Source organism: Ruegeria sp. BA12 (assembly GCF_056539625.1).
The window spans coordinates 1-17629 of the sequence record NZ_JBQFVF010000009.1 but is presented as its reverse complement, the minus strand read 5'-3'; the positions used below and the strand labels follow the sequence as shown (position 1 = coordinate 17629).

At 59.0% G+C, this 17629-nt stretch carries 18 protein-coding genes; 4 read left to right on the top strand and 14 right to left on the bottom strand.

Going from position 1 to position 17629, the window contains the following annotated elements; all coding sequences use genetic code 11:
- Window positions 1-64: 64 nt before the first annotated feature.
- The 3 genes from ACR0B0_RS15855 to ACR0B0_RS15845 form a co-directional block, all read right to left on the bottom strand.
- Window positions 65-442, bottom strand: coding sequence for a lysozyme inhibitor LprI family protein (locus ACR0B0_RS15855; protein WP_480648646.1), 378 nt, complete (start codon window positions 440-442; stop codon window positions 65-67).
- A gap of 123 nt (window positions 443-565) precedes the next feature.
- Window positions 566-733, bottom strand: coding sequence for a hypothetical protein (locus tag ACR0B0_RS15850; RefSeq protein ID WP_170351114.1), 168 nt, complete (start codon window positions 731-733; stop codon window positions 566-568).
- A 167-nt stretch (window positions 734-900) separates the two neighbouring features.
- Window positions 901-1434, bottom strand: coding sequence for an invasion associated locus B family protein (locus ACR0B0_RS15845; protein WP_170351115.1), 534 nt, complete (start codon window positions 1432-1434; stop codon window positions 901-903).
- A gap of 178 nt (window positions 1435-1612) precedes the next feature.
- Between ACR0B0_RS15845 and ACR0B0_RS15840 the strand changes: the two genes are divergently transcribed.
- The gene (locus ACR0B0_RS15840; protein ID WP_480648644.1) at window positions 1613-2611 is read left to right on the top strand and encodes an asparaginase; all 999 of its coding nucleotides are present in this window, start codon (window positions 1613-1615) and stop codon (window positions 2609-2611) included.
- A 5-nt stretch (window positions 2612-2616) separates the two neighbouring features.
- Here the strand turns inward: ACR0B0_RS15840 and ACR0B0_RS15835 are convergent, their stop codons facing one another.
- The 8 genes from ACR0B0_RS15835 to hutI form a co-directional block, all read right to left on the bottom strand.
- Entirely contained in the window at window positions 2617-2937 is a 321-nt protein-coding gene (locus ACR0B0_RS15835) for a YciI family protein (protein WP_170351117.1), read from the bottom strand.
- Window positions 2938-2961: 24 nt separating this feature from the next.
- Window positions 2962-3387 carry an SRPBCC family protein gene (locus tag ACR0B0_RS15830; protein WP_170351118.1) on the bottom strand — a complete coding sequence of 142 codons (426 nt, stop codon included), beginning with the start codon at window positions 3385-3387 and terminating at the stop codon, window positions 2962-2964.
- Window positions 3375-3704 carry an ArsR/SmtB family transcription factor gene (locus tag ACR0B0_RS15825; protein WP_480648642.1) on the bottom strand — a complete coding sequence of 110 codons (330 nt, stop codon included), beginning with the start codon at window positions 3702-3704 and terminating at the stop codon, window positions 3375-3377. Before ACR0B0_RS15825 ends, ACR0B0_RS15830 begins: the two co-directional genes overlap by 13 nt.
- Window positions 3705-3750: 46 nt before the next feature.
- The gene (gene serB, locus ACR0B0_RS15820; protein WP_226689262.1) at window positions 3751-4629 is read right to left on the bottom strand and encodes a phosphoserine phosphatase SerB; all 879 of its coding nucleotides are present in this window, start codon (window positions 4627-4629) and stop codon (window positions 3751-3753) included.
- A 70-nt stretch (window positions 4630-4699) separates the two neighbouring features.
- Window positions 4700-6385 (bottom strand): urocanate hydratase, encoded by a 1686-nt coding sequence (gene hutU / locus ACR0B0_RS15815; RefSeq protein WP_480648641.1) that lies wholly within the window; start codon window positions 6383-6385, stop codon window positions 4700-4702.
- Window positions 6382-7179, bottom strand: a complete 798-nt coding sequence (gene hutG, locus ACR0B0_RS15810) for an N-formylglutamate deformylase (RefSeq protein WP_480648639.1) — start codon at window positions 7177-7179, stop codon at window positions 6382-6384. The genes hutU and hutG overlap by 4 nt, the downstream gene beginning before the upstream one ends.
- Window positions 7179-8708 (bottom strand): histidine ammonia-lyase, encoded by a 1530-nt coding sequence (gene hutH / locus ACR0B0_RS15805; RefSeq protein WP_480648637.1) that lies wholly within the window; start codon window positions 8706-8708, stop codon window positions 7179-7181. Before hutH ends, hutG begins: the two co-directional genes overlap by 1 nt.
- Complete coding sequence (gene hutI, locus ACR0B0_RS15800; RefSeq protein ID WP_480648635.1) at window positions 8705-9913, bottom strand: imidazolonepropionase; 1209 nt, start codon at window positions 9911-9913, stop codon at window positions 8705-8707. Before hutI ends, hutH begins: the two co-directional genes overlap by 4 nt.
- Window positions 9914-9995: 82 nt before the next feature.
- Between hutI and ACR0B0_RS15795 the strand changes: the two genes are divergently transcribed.
- The 3 genes from ACR0B0_RS15795 (at window position 9996) to ACR0B0_RS15785 (ending at window position 13669) form a co-directional block, all read left to right on the top strand.
- Complete coding sequence (locus ACR0B0_RS15795) at window positions 9996-11351, top strand: formimidoylglutamate deiminase (protein ID WP_480648633.1); 1356 nt, start codon at window positions 9996-9998, stop codon at window positions 11349-11351.
- Window positions 11352-11364: 13 nt separating this feature from the next.
- Window positions 11365-12069 (top strand): GntR family transcriptional regulator, encoded by a 705-nt coding sequence (locus tag ACR0B0_RS15790; RefSeq protein WP_170378177.1) that lies wholly within the window; start codon window positions 11365-11367, stop codon window positions 12067-12069.
- Between the two features lie 82 nt (window positions 12070-12151).
- A complete protein-coding gene (locus ACR0B0_RS15785; RefSeq protein WP_480567289.1) occupies window positions 12152-13669 on the top strand; it encodes a malonate--CoA ligase in 1518 nt (505 codons plus the stop codon).
- Here the strand turns inward: ACR0B0_RS15785 and ACR0B0_RS15780 are convergent.
- The 3 genes from ACR0B0_RS15780 to ACR0B0_RS15770 all read right to left on the bottom strand — a co-directional run bounded on the left by ACR0B0_RS15780 (window position 13666) and on the right by ACR0B0_RS15770 (window position 17319).
- The gene (locus ACR0B0_RS15780; RefSeq protein ID WP_480648631.1) at window positions 13666-14394 is read right to left on the bottom strand and encodes a metallophosphoesterase family protein; all 729 of its coding nucleotides are present in this window, start codon (window positions 14392-14394) and stop codon (window positions 13666-13668) included. The genes ACR0B0_RS15785 and ACR0B0_RS15780 overlap by 4 nt on opposite strands.
- 116 nt (window positions 14395-14510) lie before the next feature.
- Window positions 14511-16106: a phosphoglycerate dehydrogenase gene (gene serA, locus ACR0B0_RS15775; RefSeq protein WP_480648629.1), complete on the bottom strand. Its 1596-nt coding sequence runs from the start codon at window positions 16104-16106 to the stop codon at window positions 14511-14513.
- A gap of 58 nt (window positions 16107-16164) precedes the next feature.
- Window positions 16165-17319: a phosphoserine transaminase gene (locus tag ACR0B0_RS15770; RefSeq protein WP_480648627.1), complete on the bottom strand. Its 1155-nt coding sequence runs from the start codon at window positions 17317-17319 to the stop codon at window positions 16165-16167.
- Between the last annotated feature and the right edge of the window lie 310 nt (window positions 17320-17629).

Here is a 17629-nt window from a genome sequence, read left to right as displayed (position 1 = left end):
GATTCTGGCTTGGGATGCGCCTCTATATAGGATCGCTAGCAAAGATCAAAAGGAATCGTATCAATCAATTCGCAAAGCGCAGCAACTCGTCTACACGCGCGCGTCCCAGATCGACCCGGCACGCGGTGATGGCGATGCCAGTACCGGACCCTCCGCCATAGGAAGCGCCCACCGCTTCGCACTGCGCATCGCGGTAGCTTGCCCAGGCTGATTGCGAAGCTTCCAAGGCGGGCTGCGCCACCACCCGCTCGGTGATCTCGTCCAACTCTTTGGCCGATTGCATGGCAAATTCGTAGCTCTCCTCCAGCGCCAGACTGACCCGATCTTCCATCTCGCCAACACACGCCCCAATTTCCACCTGAGAACTTGCGTCTGAACATTCCAACGTTGGGTCTGCCAGTGCCGCAGAGGAAAACAACAATGTGATCAATACATACCGCATAACTCGCTCCTGCCAGAGGTTCCCACTGCCGACGGTAGCACGCGAACTACTGCGCCCCAAATACAGATTGGCCGCACCGTCAACGCCGATGCGGCCGAAATCAATGCTATCAGGTAAGCCGCTTCAGATGCCCGCTGGCAGGATATCGCAATCTGCTGCATCCAAAGTTTTTACCGGATCCTCTGGCCCACATTGCTCACCGGATACGGGGTAGGTTTCAGAATCTTTTTCACACGCGCTCAACAACACGGCGACTGCCATCATCAGCGCAACAATAGGCTTATTCAGCATTCGTAAGCTCCTTCTATTCAGCTGAACTAATTAGTTCAAAAATGTCGGAGGCTCGCTTTGATACGGATCAAACTTGCAGACAGACGTGGCGTAAAGCCGACACTTGGCGCTTCAAAAAAAAGAAAACCCCGCCAAATGACGGGGTCTCGCGTGTCTTCAGATACGTATCAGTTTGTGCAGCGTTTCTCGGCGTCTTCGATCGCTGCCGTGAAACCCAGCAACGAGAATGTGTCCTTGGTCTGCGTCCCACGCTCGGACCGGGCGGTCAGAACAGCCTCAGTGCCCCGCTTCATCGCTGCAACCACCTTGAGGTCTTCGCCTTCGGTTGCAGGCCAGGCCCATTCGCCTTCGGTGATCAGTTCAAACTCGGTCCCGTCGATTTCAAGATTGACGGTTGAGCCTGCCGCGAACGGATAGCCGCCGGTAAAGGTCACTTGCCCCTTCACCTCGGCGTTGGGACGATAGAACACGAACAGCAGGATATCGCTGCGGCGGACCGAGACCACCCGGCCACCGCGTGTGTTGACGGTTTCCTTGGGTGCAGACACGCTCCAGCATTCGGTGGGATCGTCTTCGACGAACACGCTCCAATCGGTTTTGGCTGCCACACGGTTGGTGCTTGACGCCTGCTGAGCGGTTGCCGTAGTGGCCATCCCTGCCATGCACAGGCCCGCGATTACACGGACGAGTTTCAATCCCATCTGTCCAGCCTCCTAGCTCGACCTATTACCTCATACCCATCGGAAAAGCCTGCGCACCCTGCCGGTTCGTCTGTAAGTTGCGTATTCCGATGATTGTCGACATACACACACTAACGCAGGTTTCGCCACAGGCGAAAGGGCGATTGGCAGAATTTTGCGCATATTACGGAGAGGCCTGATGACGCAGCCGGTACCAATGACAGAACTATGGCGCGGCCCCTTGTTGGAAAGCCTGCATCTGGGCCATGCAGTGATCTGTGATGACAGTGGCCAGATCGTACAAAGCTGGGGTGATCCAAGTGCGATTATCTACCCACGATCTTCGGCCAAGATGATCCAAGGTCTGCCGCTGATCACCTCAGGCGCCGCGGCGAAATATGGGCTGAACAGCGAGCATCTGGCACTGGCTTGCGCCTCACACAGCGGCGCGCATATCCACACTGACCGCGTGACCGCCTGGTTGGACCATCTGAACCTGTCCGAACATGATCTGCGCTGCGGCCCGCAAGAGCCGCAGGATATGGCCGCGCGCGACGGATTGATTCTGGCCGACGACACGCCTTGCCAGATTCACAATAACTGCTCGGGCAAGCATTGCGGGTTCCTGACCGTGGCCCAGCATATGGGGGCCGGGCCGGAGTATCTGGAAATCGACCACCCAGTTCAGCAGGCCTGTTTGTCAGCCATCGAAGAAACAACCGGTGAGGCCAGCCCCGCCTATGGGATAGACGGATGTTCAGCGCCGAACTTTGCCACCTCGCTGGCGGGGTTGGCGCGATCGATGGCGTGGTTTGCCTCGGCCGCCGACCGGTCGGACCGGGCCAGCGATGCGGCGCAGCAATTGACCGCTGCGATGATCAAGCATCCCGAACTGGTTGCCGGCGAAAGCCGCGCCTGTACCGAACTGATGCGCGCGATGGAGGGCCGCGCCGCGATCAAGACCGGGGCCGAAGCTGTTTTCATCGCCATCATTCCGAAAAAACGCATGGGCGTGGCACTGAAGATCACAGACGGCACCACGCGTGCCGCTGAATGTGCCATCGCATCCATTCTTGTCCATCTGGGTGTGCTGGAGGCCGAACACCCGGCCACCCGCAAATTCATGAACGCCATTCAGTACAGCCGCCTCGGGCTGGAATGCGGCATCATCAAGCCTGCGCCGGGTTTCCCCGGCTAAGGCGATCACATCTCGATCGGATGAATCTCGGCCACTTCGACCGAGCCTGATCCGTTGACGACCATGGGGCAGCCCTTGGCCATCTCGTTGGCGGCGTCGATGCTGTCGGCCCTGATGACCGTGAACCCCGAGGCCGGGTTGGCACCGCCATTGTCGACGACACCGCTGTTGCTGACGGTATAGGACTGGCCCACCGGGTTGCCGGGGATGTCCAGCGCATCGCCCATATTCTGGAACCATGCGCCCCAGGCGGCCATGGTCGCTTCGATTTCGGCGGGGTCGGTTGGGGTGTGACCACCGTGATAGACAAACAAGAACTGAGGCATTTCTCTTCCTCCCTAATGAAAATCTTAAAACTGAGCTTCCAGCTTGCGCAGTGACGAAGTCCAACCCTGATTGTGGTTGGCCGCGACCTCGGCATCGGCCAATTCGCGGTGATCAAGAACCAGCTTTGCACCAGCTTCCGTCGCTGTGACCGTCAGCGTCACGTGGCTTTCCGCTCCGCGCTGATCCTGATCGTCATGCCAGGCCCAGGTGAACCCCACTGAATTCGGCGGATCAACATGGGTCACCTGCCCGGATACTTTGTATCGCTGCCCTTCGGCATTCACCATGACCGAGTGCCACGGCCCAAGGCGTGAAAAATCCAAATCATGTTCGGGCACATGCATCCCTTCGGGGCCCCACCACTGCAACAGCTTTGCACCATCGCTGATCCAGGCAAACAGGTTTTCCTGGGATGTGGGAAACGCGCGTTCCAATTTCAGGTCGGCCATGAATTCTCCCTTTCAATCAAATCGTTCAAACGGTCGAGGCTGCTTTCCCAGAATTGCCGTTTCGAGATGGTCCATTCCGCGATGGTCCGCAGCCCCTCGGGCTGGATGGAATACATGCGTTGACTGCCCTGCACTCGCTGCTGCACCAGCCCGGCGGCGCGCAACACCTTCAGATGGCGCGAGATCGCGGCCCCGGACATGCCGCGACCTTCGATCAGGTCACCAGCGGGCAGTTCACCGTCTTGCATCAACTGCTCGACGATCGAGAATCGGGTGGTATCGGACAATGCCGAAAATGCGGTCAGAAGCGTGTTCATGACCATTGTTTAACATTTTTGTTAAATAAAGGGAAGCCCCTTGGGATCAGACCTCGGTAAAGGCCGCGCGGGAATAGCCCTGCAGGTACAGCAAAGCCGTCAGATCTCCGTAGTTGATCCGAATATCGCATTTGGCGGCGACCGAAGGTTTGGCATGCAGCGCCACACCGGTTCCGGCCCGGCTCAGCATGCCCAGATCATTGGCGCCATCGCCCACGGCAATCACGTCGGCCTCGGACAGGCCCAGCCGCTTGGTAATCTGCGCCAGCGCATCCACCTTGGCCTGTTTGCCCAGAATCGGGCGCTGTACATCGCCGGTCAGCTTGCCCTTTTCGGCCAGCAATGTATTGGCGCGGTTTTCATCAAAGCCAAGCAGATCAGCCACCCTCGCGGTGAAGGCCGTAAACCCACCCGACACCAGGGCCGCATAGCCCCCGTTCAGGCGCATCGTCGCAACCAGTTCCTTACCGCCCGGCATCAATGTAATGCGTTCGTTCAGAACCTTGTCGATCACCGCCTCATCCAAGCCCTTCAGTAGGCCGACACGTTCAATCAGCGCACCTTCGAAATCAAGCTCACCATTCATGGCCCGCGCGGTAATGTCTTTGACGCGATCGCCCACGCCCGCCTCATCGGCCAGTTCGTCAATACATTCCTGCTGGATCATGGTGCTGTCCATATCGGCCAGCAGCATCAGCTTGCGGCGTTTCCCGAACGGCTGCACGATCAGGTCGACCTCTAACAACTGCAGCTCTGCCCAGACGTCCCACTGATTATCAGGCAGCTCGGGAAACGTAAACTGCGCCGCCTCATCTTCGCTGAGCCAAACCAGATCGCCCCCGCCCCACGCGTTGCACAACGACTCGACCAAAGCCTGCTCGAGCTTCGGCATGTTCGGATTGGTCAACAGAGTGGCTACGTACATCATCGGTCTCCTGCGGGCTCCCCCGCGCATAACGCAGGGGCCGCCAATTCACCAGAGACAGTTGATATGTTTACCCCAGAATGCCAGGCAATCGCAGCCCATGGGCGCGGGCGCAATCCTTTGCAATTTCATACCCAGCATCCGCATGCCGCCACACGCCCGAGGCCGGATCGTTCCACAGCACACGTTCCAACCGTCGGGCCGCGTCCTCGGTACCATCGGCACAGATCACCACACCCGCATGTTGAGAGAACCCCATGCCGACCCCACCACCGTGATGCAGCGAGACCCAGGTCGCGCCGCTGGCGGTGTTGATCAGAGCATTCAGCAGCGGCCAATCGCTTACGGCGTCAGACCCGTCCAACATCGCCTCGGTCTCGCGGTTCGGGCTAGCGACGGAACCGCTGTCCAAATGATCCCGGCCGATCACGACCGGCGCTTTCAGCTCACCATTGGCGACCATCTCATTGAACGCCAACCCGGCGCGGTGGCGGTCGCCCAACCCGATCCAGCAAATCCGCGCAGGCAGGCCCTGAAACGCAATCCGTTCCTGCGCCATGTCGAGCCAGCGATGCAGATGTTCGTTCTCGGGGAACAGCTCTTTCATCTTGGCGTCGGTCTTATAGATATCCTCGGGGTCGCCTGACAACGCACACCAGCGGAATGGCCCAATCCCTTTGCAAAACAGCGGACGAATATAGGCGGGAACGAAACCTGGGAAGGCAAAAGCGTTCTCCAACCCCTCATCCTGTGCCACCTGCCGGATGTTGTTACCGTAATCCAGCGTCGGCACGCCCGCGTTCCAAAAATCAACCATCGCGGCGACGTGTTGTTTCATCGACGCCCGAGCAGCCTTTTCCACTGCTTTAGGGTCTGTTTCACGCATTTCACGCCACTGCGCCATGGACCAACCAATTGGCAGGTAGCCGTTGATCGGATCATGGGCGCTGGTCTGATCGGTGACAATATCGGGAAACGGGCGGATGCCCTCGTTTCCTCTTTTGAAGATTTCTGGGAACACCTCAGCCGCGTTACCTAACAGGCCCACGGATTTTGCCTCGCCCGCTTTGGTCCAACGATCGATCATCTCCAGCGCTTCGTCCAGAGTCTCGGCCTTTTCGTCGAGGTATTTGGTGCGCAGGCGGAAATCGATACTGTCTGGGTTACACTCGACCGCCAGACAGCAGGCACCGGCAAAAACGGCGGCCAGCGGTTGCGCGCCCCCCATGCCGCCCAAGCCCCCGGTCAGAATCCACTTGCCGGTCAGGTCGCCGCCATAATGCTGGCGCCCGGCCTCGGCAAAGGTCTCATAGGTGCCCTGAACGATGCCCTGCGTGCCGATGTAAATCCACGAGCCAGCGGTCATCTGGCCGTACATCATCAGACCCTTCTTATCGAGCTCGTTGAAGTGATCCCAAGTTGCCCAATGGGGCACTAGGTTGGAATTGGCGATCAGCACGCGGGGCGCGTCCTTGTGCGTCCGCACAATGGCGACCGGCTTGCCGGATTGAACGATCAGGGTTTCGTCCTCTTCCAGATCCTTCAAACCGTCCACAATAGTGTCGAAATCCTTCCACGTGCGGGCCGCGCGGCCGATTCCGCCATAAACCACCAGTTCATGCGGGTTTTCGGCCACGTCCGGGTGCAGATTGTTCATCAACATCCGCAGCGGGGCCTCAGTCAGCCAGCTTTTGGCGTTCAGCTCGGGGCCTGTCGGCGGATAGATATCGCGCGTGTTCTTGCGAGGGTCGGTCATGGGATCGTCTCCAATGCAGTGTCTTGGATGGCTTCCAGAATATCGCGCAGCCAACGACGTAGGCGGTCGGCCTTGGCAGTGTCATAACTCCACGGGGCGGCCTCGGCTGTCAGGTAAGTGGATTGCGCCAGTTCCATCTGTATGGCGTGCAGACCGTCGGCCGGACGGCCATAGTGGCGGGTCGTCCAGCCACCCCGGAACCGCCCGTTCAGAACGGTGCTGTAGGGCGACGATGCGGCAAATTCATGTGTAATAGACTCTATGTCTGACGCACAGGTCACTCCCCCATCCGTCCCGATATTCATGTCGGACAACATGCCTTCAAACAGAAATGGAATGCGACTGCGGATCGAGTGGCAATCGAACAGAACAGCCACGCCGTGCTTTGCCCGCACGCGCTCCAACTCTTCGGCAAGCGCGGCATGATAGGGTACATGGAAGGTTTCTCGCCTCTGACCGATCTCATCCTCTGACGGTTCCTGCCCGTCGCGCCAGATCGGTTGCCCATCGAAATCGGTCAATGGCACCAGCGTTGTCGTGTTTTGCCCTGGGTAAAGCGAAACACCGTCGGGATCGCGATTGGCGTCGATGACATAGCGATGAACATGCGACTGAACCACCGTCGCACCACTCAAAAGCTTATCATAGAGCCTGTTTATGTGCCAATCCGTGTCCCCCAATGCACGCCCAGTGTCATTGAGACGAGCTGCAATGTCATCCGGCACATAGGTCCCGCCATGCGGTTGTCCCAAGACGATAGGGCCATCCCCGTGATGCACGCTAACCACCTGCATCACACCACCTCGGGCATTGGGGTGCCAACGGCCCGTAGGATCGACGCCCCGGCTACCAGTTGTTTCGCGGTCTCCAAGTCAGGGGCCAAATAACGATCTTCGGTCAGGGCCGGAATGTCAGCCCGCAACCGAGCAATGACCTGCTTCAAAGGCCCGCTGGTGACCAGCGGCGCGCGAAATTCAACCCCTTGAGACGCACACAGTAATTCCACACCCAGAATGTAGTTCAAATTCTCGACCATTCGGATCAGGCGCCGCGCACCATGGGCCGCCATCGAAACATGATCCTCCTGGTTGGCCGAGGTGGGAGTGCTGTCGGTGACACAGGGATTGGCGAGGTGCTTGTTCTCGCTCATCAACGCAGCCGTGGTGACCTCGGCAATCATAAGGCCAGAATTCAACCCCGGATCAGGGGTCAGGAAAGGCGGCAGATCAAAGCTGAGCGTCGGATCCACCATCAGGGCAATGCGACGCTGCGCGATAGCACCGATCTCGGACACGGCCAGCGCGATCATATCAGCGGCGAACCCTACAGGTTCAGCATGGAAATTCCCTCCCGAGACAATCCCGTCGGCCAGAACCAGCGGATTGTCGGTGGCTGCGTTGGCCTCAACCTCAAGCGTGGCGGCGGCCTGCCGCAATACATCCATTGCTGCGCCCGTGACCTGCGGTTGACAGCGGATGCAATAAGGATCCTGAACGCGGGTGTCGCCCTCACGGTGACTTTCCCGAATTTCCGACCCGTCCAGCACGGCGCGCATGGCGCTGGCGGCTTCGGTCTGGCCACGATGACCGCGCAAAGTGTGAATTTCAGGCCGCAGGGGTGCGGTGGACCCCATGATCGCATCGGTCGACAAGGCGGAAACAACCAGCGCACTTTGCGCCGCACGCCAAGCCTCGAACACCCCAGCCAGGGCAAAGGCAGTTGAAAACTGCGTGCCGTTGATAAAGGCCAGTCCTTCCTTGGGACCTAGTTGAATAGGCTCTAAATCAACTGTTTTCAGCGCTTCAGCCCCCGGCAAAACAGTGCCGTTCACCTCCGCCTCTCCCGCGCCAATGATCACCGCCGTCATATGGGCTAGTGGCGCCAGGTCGCCCGATGCCCCAACCGAACCCTGTGCCGGAATCACCGGAGTGACCCCGCGGGCCAGCATCTGCTGCAACAGCTCGATCAGCTCCCACCGCACGCCCGATGCACCGCGACCGAAGGACAACAGCTTGAGTGTCATCATCAGCCGGGTCAGCCTTTGCGGTATGGCGGGACCAACACCGCAACAATGGCTGAGGATCAGGTTGCGCTGCAGGGTCGAGGTGTCCTGTGGCGCGATTTTGAGGCTGGCCAGTTTCCCAAAACCGGTATTGACGCCATAGACGGGGTCATTGCCCCGAGCCGCCGCCTGAATACGTAGCGCCGCCGCATCGACTGCGGGCTTGCAGTCAGAATCCAGTGAAACAACCGTTTGATCCCAATAGATCTCGGCCAGTTGCGCCAAAGAAACCTGACCGGGCTGCAAAATCAGAGACGTCATTCGATCCCTCCGAAAAGACGTTTATGCAGTGGGTTGAAGCCGACGCGATAGGCCAGTTCCGCCGGATGAGTGACATTCCAGATCGCCAGATCCGCCCTATGCCCCGGCGCGAGAGTGCCCGCATCGTTGATCCCCAACGCGCGCGCGGCGTTGCGGGTGACACCAGCCAGCGCCTCTTCAGGCGTAAGACGAAACAGTGTGCAGCCCATGTTCATGGTCAGCAGCAGCGAGGTCAGCGGCGAAGAACCGGGATTGCAGTCAGTCGCCAAAGCCATTGGCACTTGATGCTGGCGCAGCAGATCAACGGGTGGCACCTGCGTTTCTCGCAGTGTGTAAAACGCGCCCGGCAACAGCACGGCCGTGGTTCCGGCCTTTGCCATGGCTGATACACCATTGGCATCCAGGTATTCGATGTGATCCGCCGACAAAGCCCCGTAAGAGGCCGCCAGTTGCGCCCCCCCCAGATTGGACAACTGCTCGGCATGCAGTTTCACCGGCAGGCCCAGCTCTTGCGCCACATCAAAAACCAGGGCGATTTGTGCGGGGTTAAAGGCGATTCCTTCGCAGAACCCATCCACCGCGTCCACCAGCCCCTCGGCATGGGCCGCGCGCAGGGTTGGGATGCAGACCTCGCGAATATAGTCGTCGGGGCATTCGGCATATTCCGGCGGCACTGCATGTGCGCCCAGAAAGCTGGTTTTGACGCGGATAGGGCGGGTTTCACCGATCCGGCGGGCAACGCGCAGCATCTTCAATTCGGTCTCGGTATCCAACCCATAGCCCGACTTGACCTCAAGGGTGCTGACACCCTCGGCAATCAGGGCGTCCACGCGGGTTAGAGCATCTGACAAAAGCATCTCAGCGCTGGCGGACCGCGTGGCGTGGACCGTGGAGAGGATACCACCCCCGGCACGGGCGATGTCCTCGTATGAGGCGCCATTCAGCCGCATTTCAAACTCAGTTGCGCGGTTTCCGCCGAACACCACATGGGTATGCGCGTCAATCAGCGCCGGAGTGATCAACCGTTCACCGAAATCCTCGACCGGCCAATCAGCATATTCCGGCGGCAGGTCCTGGCGTTCACCGACCCAGACAATCTTTGCCCCGTTAACGGCGATCGCTGCATCCCGACACAGCCCATAGGGCGTGCCCCCTTCTGACATCGTGGCCATCCTGGCGCTGAGTAAGACCGCTTTTCTGGTCATGGCGATTCTTTTCGGCTCCCCTCTTGTTTGATTTTTATGTATAGGTGTAAAGATATGAAGTCTACACATTATGGAAATCAAAATGCAGATTCATGCCAAGACAGCTTTATTAGGCTCTGATTGGGTTCACGATGTGCGAGTAGAAATCGACCATGGGCGTATCAGCCGGGTGCAGTACCAGGCGTCGGCATTGCCCGATGATACGCGCGTTGACGTTCTTTTGCCCGCTTTGGCAAACCTGCACAGCCACGCCTTTCAACGGGCCATGGCGGGCATGACGGAAACCCGCATGGCCGGACGCGAGAGTTTCTGGACATGGCGCAACCTGATGTATCGCTTTCTGGATCGGTTGACGCCCGACCAGATCGAAGCCATCGCCGCACTGGTTTTCATGGAGATGCAGGAGGCCGGGTATGCCTCGGTCGGTGAATTCCACTATGTCCATCACCAACCCGGCGGCGCGGCCTACGATCAACTCTCGGAACTAAGCCAGCGTATCTTTTCCGCCGCACACCAGACGGGGATCGGCCTGACGCATTTACCGGTCCTCTACACCTATGGCGGCGTTGCGCAGGACCCGCTGTCAGGTGGGCAATTGCGGTTCAGCAATGATGTGTACCGGTTTTTGAAATTGGTGGATGATTGCCGCAATAAACTGCCACACACTGACTCTATATTGGGGGTTGCGCCACATTCCTTGCGCGCAACTTCACCAAAAGACCTGCGCGAGCTGCTGCAAAACACACCCAAGGGTCCGGTCCATATCCATATCGCCGAACAGGTTCAGGAAGTCGCCGACGTACATTCCGCGTTGGGCCAGCGTCCGGTGGCCTGGCTGCTGGACAATGCAGACGTGAACGCGCGGTGGTGTCTGATCCATGCCACCCATATGACCGATGCCGAAACCCGCACGCTGGCCCAGTCCGGTGCTGTGGCGGGGCTGTGCCCGATCACCGAGGCCAATCTGGGCGATGGTATTTTCAACGGCGCGACCTACGTCGCAGAAAACGGACGATTTGGGGTCGGATCAGACTCTAATATTAGGATTTCCTTGCCCGAGGAACTGCGCACCCTGGAATACTCCCAACGTTTGCGCGATCATCAACGGGCGGTCCTGGTACCGGGCGAAGGCTCGGTCGGGCATGCGCTTTATACCGGTGCCGCGCGAGGTGGGGCCCAAGCGCTTGGACGTGACGCCGGTGAGATTGCTGAGGGCAAGTTAGCTGACCTGATGGCCATTGACCGGACCCACCCGACGCTCTGCGCATTGGCGGATAATCAATTACTGGATGGGCTGTGTTTTGCCGCCCCTGATGGGTTGGTCACCGATCTGTGGTCTGCCGGACGCCACATGGTGAAGCAAGGCCGCCACGTTGCACGTGATCAGATCATATCCGTCTATAGATCCGCGATTGCGGGCCTGCTGGCCTCGGTCTAAAGGAACGGTCATCATGCCCCAATCCAGTGACACCACCAGCTACAAAGACATCAAGAAAACCGTTCTGTCCCGCATCCGATCGGGCGAGTGGCAGCCCGACTCTCTGTTGCCCAACGAACAGGATCTTGCGGTCGAGTTTTCCTGCACCCGCACAACAGTGAACCGCGCCCTGCGGGAGTTAGCTGACGAAGGCTATCTGGAACGCCGGCGCAAGGCTGGTACGCGGGTGTTGAGCGCACCGCAGCGACAGGCCCGTTTCACCATTCCCATGGTCCGGGACGAGGTTGAGGCGATGGGCGGCACATATCGCTATGCGCTGGTTTCTTCTAAGTTAGAGACTGCTCCGGAATGGCTAAGCGCCCGATTGGCTCTGTCTGAGGAGCAAAGCGTGATGCATGTTCGCTGTATGCATTTCAACGGCAACACGCCGTTTCAGTTTGAGGATCGCTGGATCGTCACGGCCTCGGTCCCGCAGGTGGAGCAGGCAGATTTCTCGCAGATCGGACCGAATGAGTGGCTGATCCAGACCCTGCCCTTCACCAATGTCGAACTGAGTTTTCTGGCTAGCCGTGCCGATACAACACTCGCCGGGTTTCTGGACGTCCCCGAAGGAGAACCGGTCTTTACCGGAGAGCGCATCACCTGGTTGCAGGGTCAGCCCGTGACCTTTGCCAAGATGTTCTTTGCCGCCGGGTATCGCATGACCACGCAATTCTAAACCGCGCCCGGATTTCTCTTTACCCTCTGCTCAATCCGATACAGATTCACCCAGGATTGAGCAGGCGCAAAGGAAAGACGAAATGGGTAACCCGCTGTACGAACGGCTGTTTGGCATTCACGCGGGCAAACACACACCGTTTCTTCACCTTCCTGATGGTCAGATCCTGACCCATGCCGATTTTCTGGACATGGCCGCGCAGATCGCCAATACCCTAAGCGGATACGAACTTGAGCCCGGTGAACGCGTGGCCGTACAGGTGGAAAAATCGCCCCAGGCGCTGGCGCTCTATGCTGCCTGCGTGCAGACCGGATTGATCTTTCTGCCGCTGAATACCGGATACACCACGGCCGAGTTACAATATTTCATCGAAAACAGCGGTGCGAAACTGGTTGTCTGTGACGCCGCAAAAGAACAGGGGCTGGCCCCTATCGCCGCCGCCCAAAACGCCCGGTTAGAGACGCTCAACGCCGATGGTTCGGGAAGCCTTATGCGGCGGGCGCTGGGGATGTTGCCCGCGTTTGAGCCGGTCCAGCGGTCCGAGGATGATCTGGCCGCATTCCTTTATACTTCGGGCACAACCGGACGATCGAAGGGCGCAATGCTGACGCAGGCCAATCTGCTGTCAAACGCTGAAACGCTAGTGCAGGAGTGGCGGTTCACGGCGGATGACGTGCTGCTGCATGCGCTGCCGATCTTTCACACGCACGGGCTGTTCGTGGCGACAAATGTGGCGCTGTCCGCGGGCGGGTCGATGATCTTTTTGCCGAAATTCGATCTTGAAGACATGTTGCGGCTGATTCCGCAGGCCACGACGATGATGGGGGTTCCGACCTTTTACACCCGCTTACTGGGCGATGAGCGGTTCACCGGCGATCTGACCCGACACATGCGTTTGTTCATCTCGGGCTCGGCGCCGTTACTGGCGGAGACCCATGAGCGGTTCGAGGCGCGCACTGGCCACCGTATCCTTGAGAGGTACGGCATGACCGAGACCAACATGAGCACTTCGAACCCCCATGACGGCGAACGTCGTCCAGGCACGGTAGGCTTTCCCCTGCCCGGCGTCGAACTGAAGGTGACCGACCCCGAAACCGGTGCAGACTTGCCGCAGGGTGAGATCGGCATGCTTGAGGTGCGCGGCCCCAACGTGTTTCAGGGCTATTGGCAAATGCCCGAGAAAACCGCCGCCGAGCTGCGCGAAGACGGGTTTTTCATCACCGGCGATCTGGGGCGTTTGGATGCGGACGGGTATGTCCACATCGTCGGGCGCGGCAAGGACCTGATCATCTCGGGCGGGTACAACATTTACCCCAAAGAGGTTGAGCTGGTTCTGGATGACCAGCCGGGCGTGTTGGAAAGCGCAGTGATCGGCGTACCGCACCCGGATTTCGGCGAGACCGTGCTGGGCATTCTGGTGCCCGAGCCGGGACAGACACTGGACCCCGAGGCCATTCTGGCCAACGTGCAGAACTCGCTGGCCCGGTTCAAACACCCACGCAAACTGATCGTGCTGGAAGAGCTGCCCCGCAACACGATGGGCAAGGTGCAAAAGAATTTCCTGCGTGAGGACTACAAGGACCTGTTCACCAAGGGTTAAGGGATCAGCGGCACACGGCCATCGTTGGTGAGCAGCCAGCAATCCCGGCCCTCAAACACAGCCGGAACCAACTGTCGCCCCATCCCGGCACCTCCGTCCAGATTGATCCGGTTACCGCGATGCTCAGCCTGTTCCGCAGGTGTGTGCCCATGGACCACCAGCCACGGGTGCGGTCGCGGATCATCCAGAAACTCGCCCCGTATCCAGATCAGGTCTTCCTCGGTCTGATCGGCCAGCGATACACCGGGGCGAATCCCGGCATGGACGAACAGAACCTCATCCTGGTGATGGTACATCACCAGCCGGTTCAGAAAGTCAACATGGTCCGACGGCACCGCTGCCCTTGCGCGGTCGAGAATTTTGTAAACGCGTTCTTCTTCGGTGTACGTCACACCGTATGACGCCAACGTCTCGGTCCCGCCCAAACGCGCATGCAGCCAGTGTTCGCCAATCCGCAATTTGGCCTCGGCGGTTGAACCATCGTGCATGAATCTGGCGAACATCCGGTCATGATTGCCCAACAGAAAAACCCAGTTCCGCCCGGCCTTTTGCCCAGCGACCAAAAGGTCCAGAACGCCACGACAATCCGGCCCACGATCTACATAGTCACCCAAAAACACGATCCGCGCATCCCGCCCACCGTCCTGTTCGATAAGGTGCAGCGCATTTTCCAGCGTCTCTAACTGCCCGTGGATATCGCCGATGGCGTAGATGGCGGATGTCATGAAAATCCCTCGGATAAACGCGTACCCGGCTTTTGGCGCGAAATGCGTGTCAGGAAAAGAAAATACCCGCGCCTTGAGGGGCGCGGGCAAGAATTGTTCCAGAAATTCAACACTGCTTAGGCGACGTCGAACTCCAGCGGTTTGATCTGGGTGAACAGACCGGTTTCCGCCAGCTTGGCGCGCGCCTCGGCCGGAACCGGCTCGTCCACGTAAAGCAACGCAATGGCTTCGCCGCCTGCTTCCGCCCGGCCAAGAGTAAAGTTGGCGATGTTGACGTCATTGTCACCCATGGTCTGACCCAGCGCGCCAATGATGCCGGGGACATCCTCGTTGGTGGTATAGAGCATATGCGCGCCAACCTCGGCCTCGATATTGATCCCCTTGATCTGGATGAAACGCGGCTTGCCGTCGCTGAAGACCGTGCCTCCGATCGAGCGTTCGCGCTTTTCGGTCACCACGGTCACTTTGATATAGCCTTCGAACGCACCGGACTTGTCCTGATTGGTGGTCGAGATCTGAATGCCACGCTCTTTGGCGACGACCGGAGCCGAGACCATGTTCACCTCGGGGTTGAACTTCTTCATGATCCCCGCCACGACCGAGCAATTCAGGGCCGCCAGGTTCATCTCGGAGGCGACACCGTCATAAAGGATGTTAATCGCCTTGATCGGCTCATCTGTCATTTGACCGATGAAGCTGCCCAAGTGACCGGCCAGCTTGATCCACGGCCCCATGATCTTGGCTTCTTCAGCGGTGACGCTGGGCATGTTCAGCGCGTTTTCCACCGCTCCTGTCAGCAGATAGTTCGAGATCTGCTCGGCTACCTGAAGCGCCACGTTTTCCTGCGCCTCGGTCGTGGCCGCACCCAGATGCGGCGTGCAGACGACGTTGGGCAGGTTGAACAGGGCGTTTTCCTTGGCGGGCTCCTCGCTGAACACATCAAAGGCGGCGCCAGCAACGTGACCAGATTGCAGCAGTTCGGCCAGCGCCTCTTCGTCGACCAGACCACCACGCGCACAGTTGACGATGCGCACGCCCGGCTTGGTCTTGGCCAGATTTTCGCGGCTCAGGATGTTACGGGTTTGGTCGGTCAGCGGCACGTGCAGGGTGATGAAGTCTGCCCGCGACAGCAGTTCGTCCAGTTCGACCTTTTCCACGCCCATCTTGGCGGCTTTCTCTTCGCCCAGATAGGGATCATAGGCGATGACCTTCATCTTCAGGCCCAAGGCGCGTTCGCAAACGATGCCGCCGATATTGCCCGCGCCGATGACGCCGAGGGTCTTGTTGGTCAGCTCGATTCCCATGAACTTGGACTTTTCCCACTTACCCGCATGGGTCGAGGTACTGGCCTCGGGGATTTGCCGCGCAACGGCGAACATCATGGCAATCGCATGTTCGGCCGTTGTGATCATGTTGCCAAAAGGCGTGTTCATCACGATCACGCCTTTTTTCGAGGCAGCCTCTTTGTCCACATTGTCCGTGCCGATGCCAGCGCGGCCAATAACTTTCAGGTTGTCAGCCTTTTCAAGCAGGGTCGGCGTGACCTTGGTGGCCGAACGGATGGCAAGGCCGTCATACTGACCGATCACCTCGGCCAGCTTGTCTTTGTCCTTGCCAAGATCGGGCATGAAATCCACATCGATGCCGCGATCCCGGAAGATTTGAACGGCGGTTTCGCTGAGCTTGTCAGATACGAGTACTTTGGGGGCCATATCTCTGGTCCTTGAATTGTAGGGAAGGTCCGGGCCTGATGGGGCCCGGTGAAAAAGGTCAGGCGGCTTCGGTTTGCGCCGCGATCTCGGCCTCAAAAGCCCAGGCCAGCCAGGGTAGCATCGCCTCGATATCCGAGGTTTCAACCGTGCCGCCACACCAGATGCGAAGGCCCGCAGGCGCGTCGCGATAGGCCCCGATGTCCAGCGCAATGTTCTCGGCCTCAAGCCGTTTGGCCACGGCCTTGGCGAAAGTGGCACCGTCCTGAATGCGCGCGTCGGTGAATTTCAGGCACACGGACGTGTTCGATTGAGTCGCTGCATCCTCGGCCAGATTGGCGATCCAGTCATTCTGATCACAGAACGCATCCACCGCACCGGCATTGGCATTCGCACGGGCGATCAGGCCTTGCAGCCCGCCGACCGAGCGCGCCCAGTCCAACGCGAACAGATAATCCTCGACCGCCAGCATCGAGGGCGTGTTGATCGTCGCACCGGTAAAGATACCGTCGATCAATTTGCCGCCCTTAGTCAGGCGGAAAATCTTCGGCAGGGGCCAAGTGGGGGTATAGCTTTCCAGCCGTTCCACCGCACGCGGGCTCAGGATCAGCATCCCGTGGGCCGCTTCGCCACCCAGCACTTTCTGCCAGCTGAACGTGGTCACATCCAACTTGTCCCAGGGCAGGTCCATCGCAAAGGCTGCGCTGGTTGCGTCACAGATCGTCAGACCCTGACGGTCATCCGCAATCCAGTTGCCATTGGGAACCCGCACACCCGAGGTGGTGCCGTTCCATGTAAACACAACGTCATTGGCGAAATCGACGGATGCGAGATCAACGATCTGCCCGTACTCGGCCGTTTTCACCTCGGCGTCGATCTTCAGCTGTTTGACAACATCGGTCACCCAACCCGAGCCAAAGCTCTCCCACGCCAGCATCTCGACCTTGCGTTCGCCAAGCAGCGACCACAGCGCCATCTCGACCGCGCCGGTGTCCGAGGCGGGAACGATGCCGATCTTGTAATCCGCCGGAATGCCCAGAACCTCGCGCGTACCTTCAATGGCCGCCTTCAGCTTGTCCTTGCCAACGGCTGCACGGTGCGACCGACCCAGCGCGGCATCGGCCAGTTTGGACAGATCAAATGTGGGAGGTTTGGCGCAGGGGCCCGAGGAAAAACGCGGATTCGCCGGCCGCGTTGCCGGTTGTTCGATGGTCATGTGTATTACCCTTCCAGATACACGCCCCTCGTTGGGGAGGGGTGTCCCACGGACAGGGGTATGAGGCCTTCGCAGATCCAGCAAGCAAAAAAGACCGTTCACCCGCAGAAAACGACATAGGGTGGGTGCGCAATTTGGAACACAGGTTTCCTATTGGCGAAAAACCCCGCCGGTATTCCGGCGGGGCTTTGTGTTTTGTGTTTATTCTGCGGCTTCTTCGTATGCGTCCATTGGTGGGCATGTGCAGACGAGGTTTCGGTCGCCATATGCGTTGTCGACGCGGTTGACGGGGGACCAGTATTTGTCGACG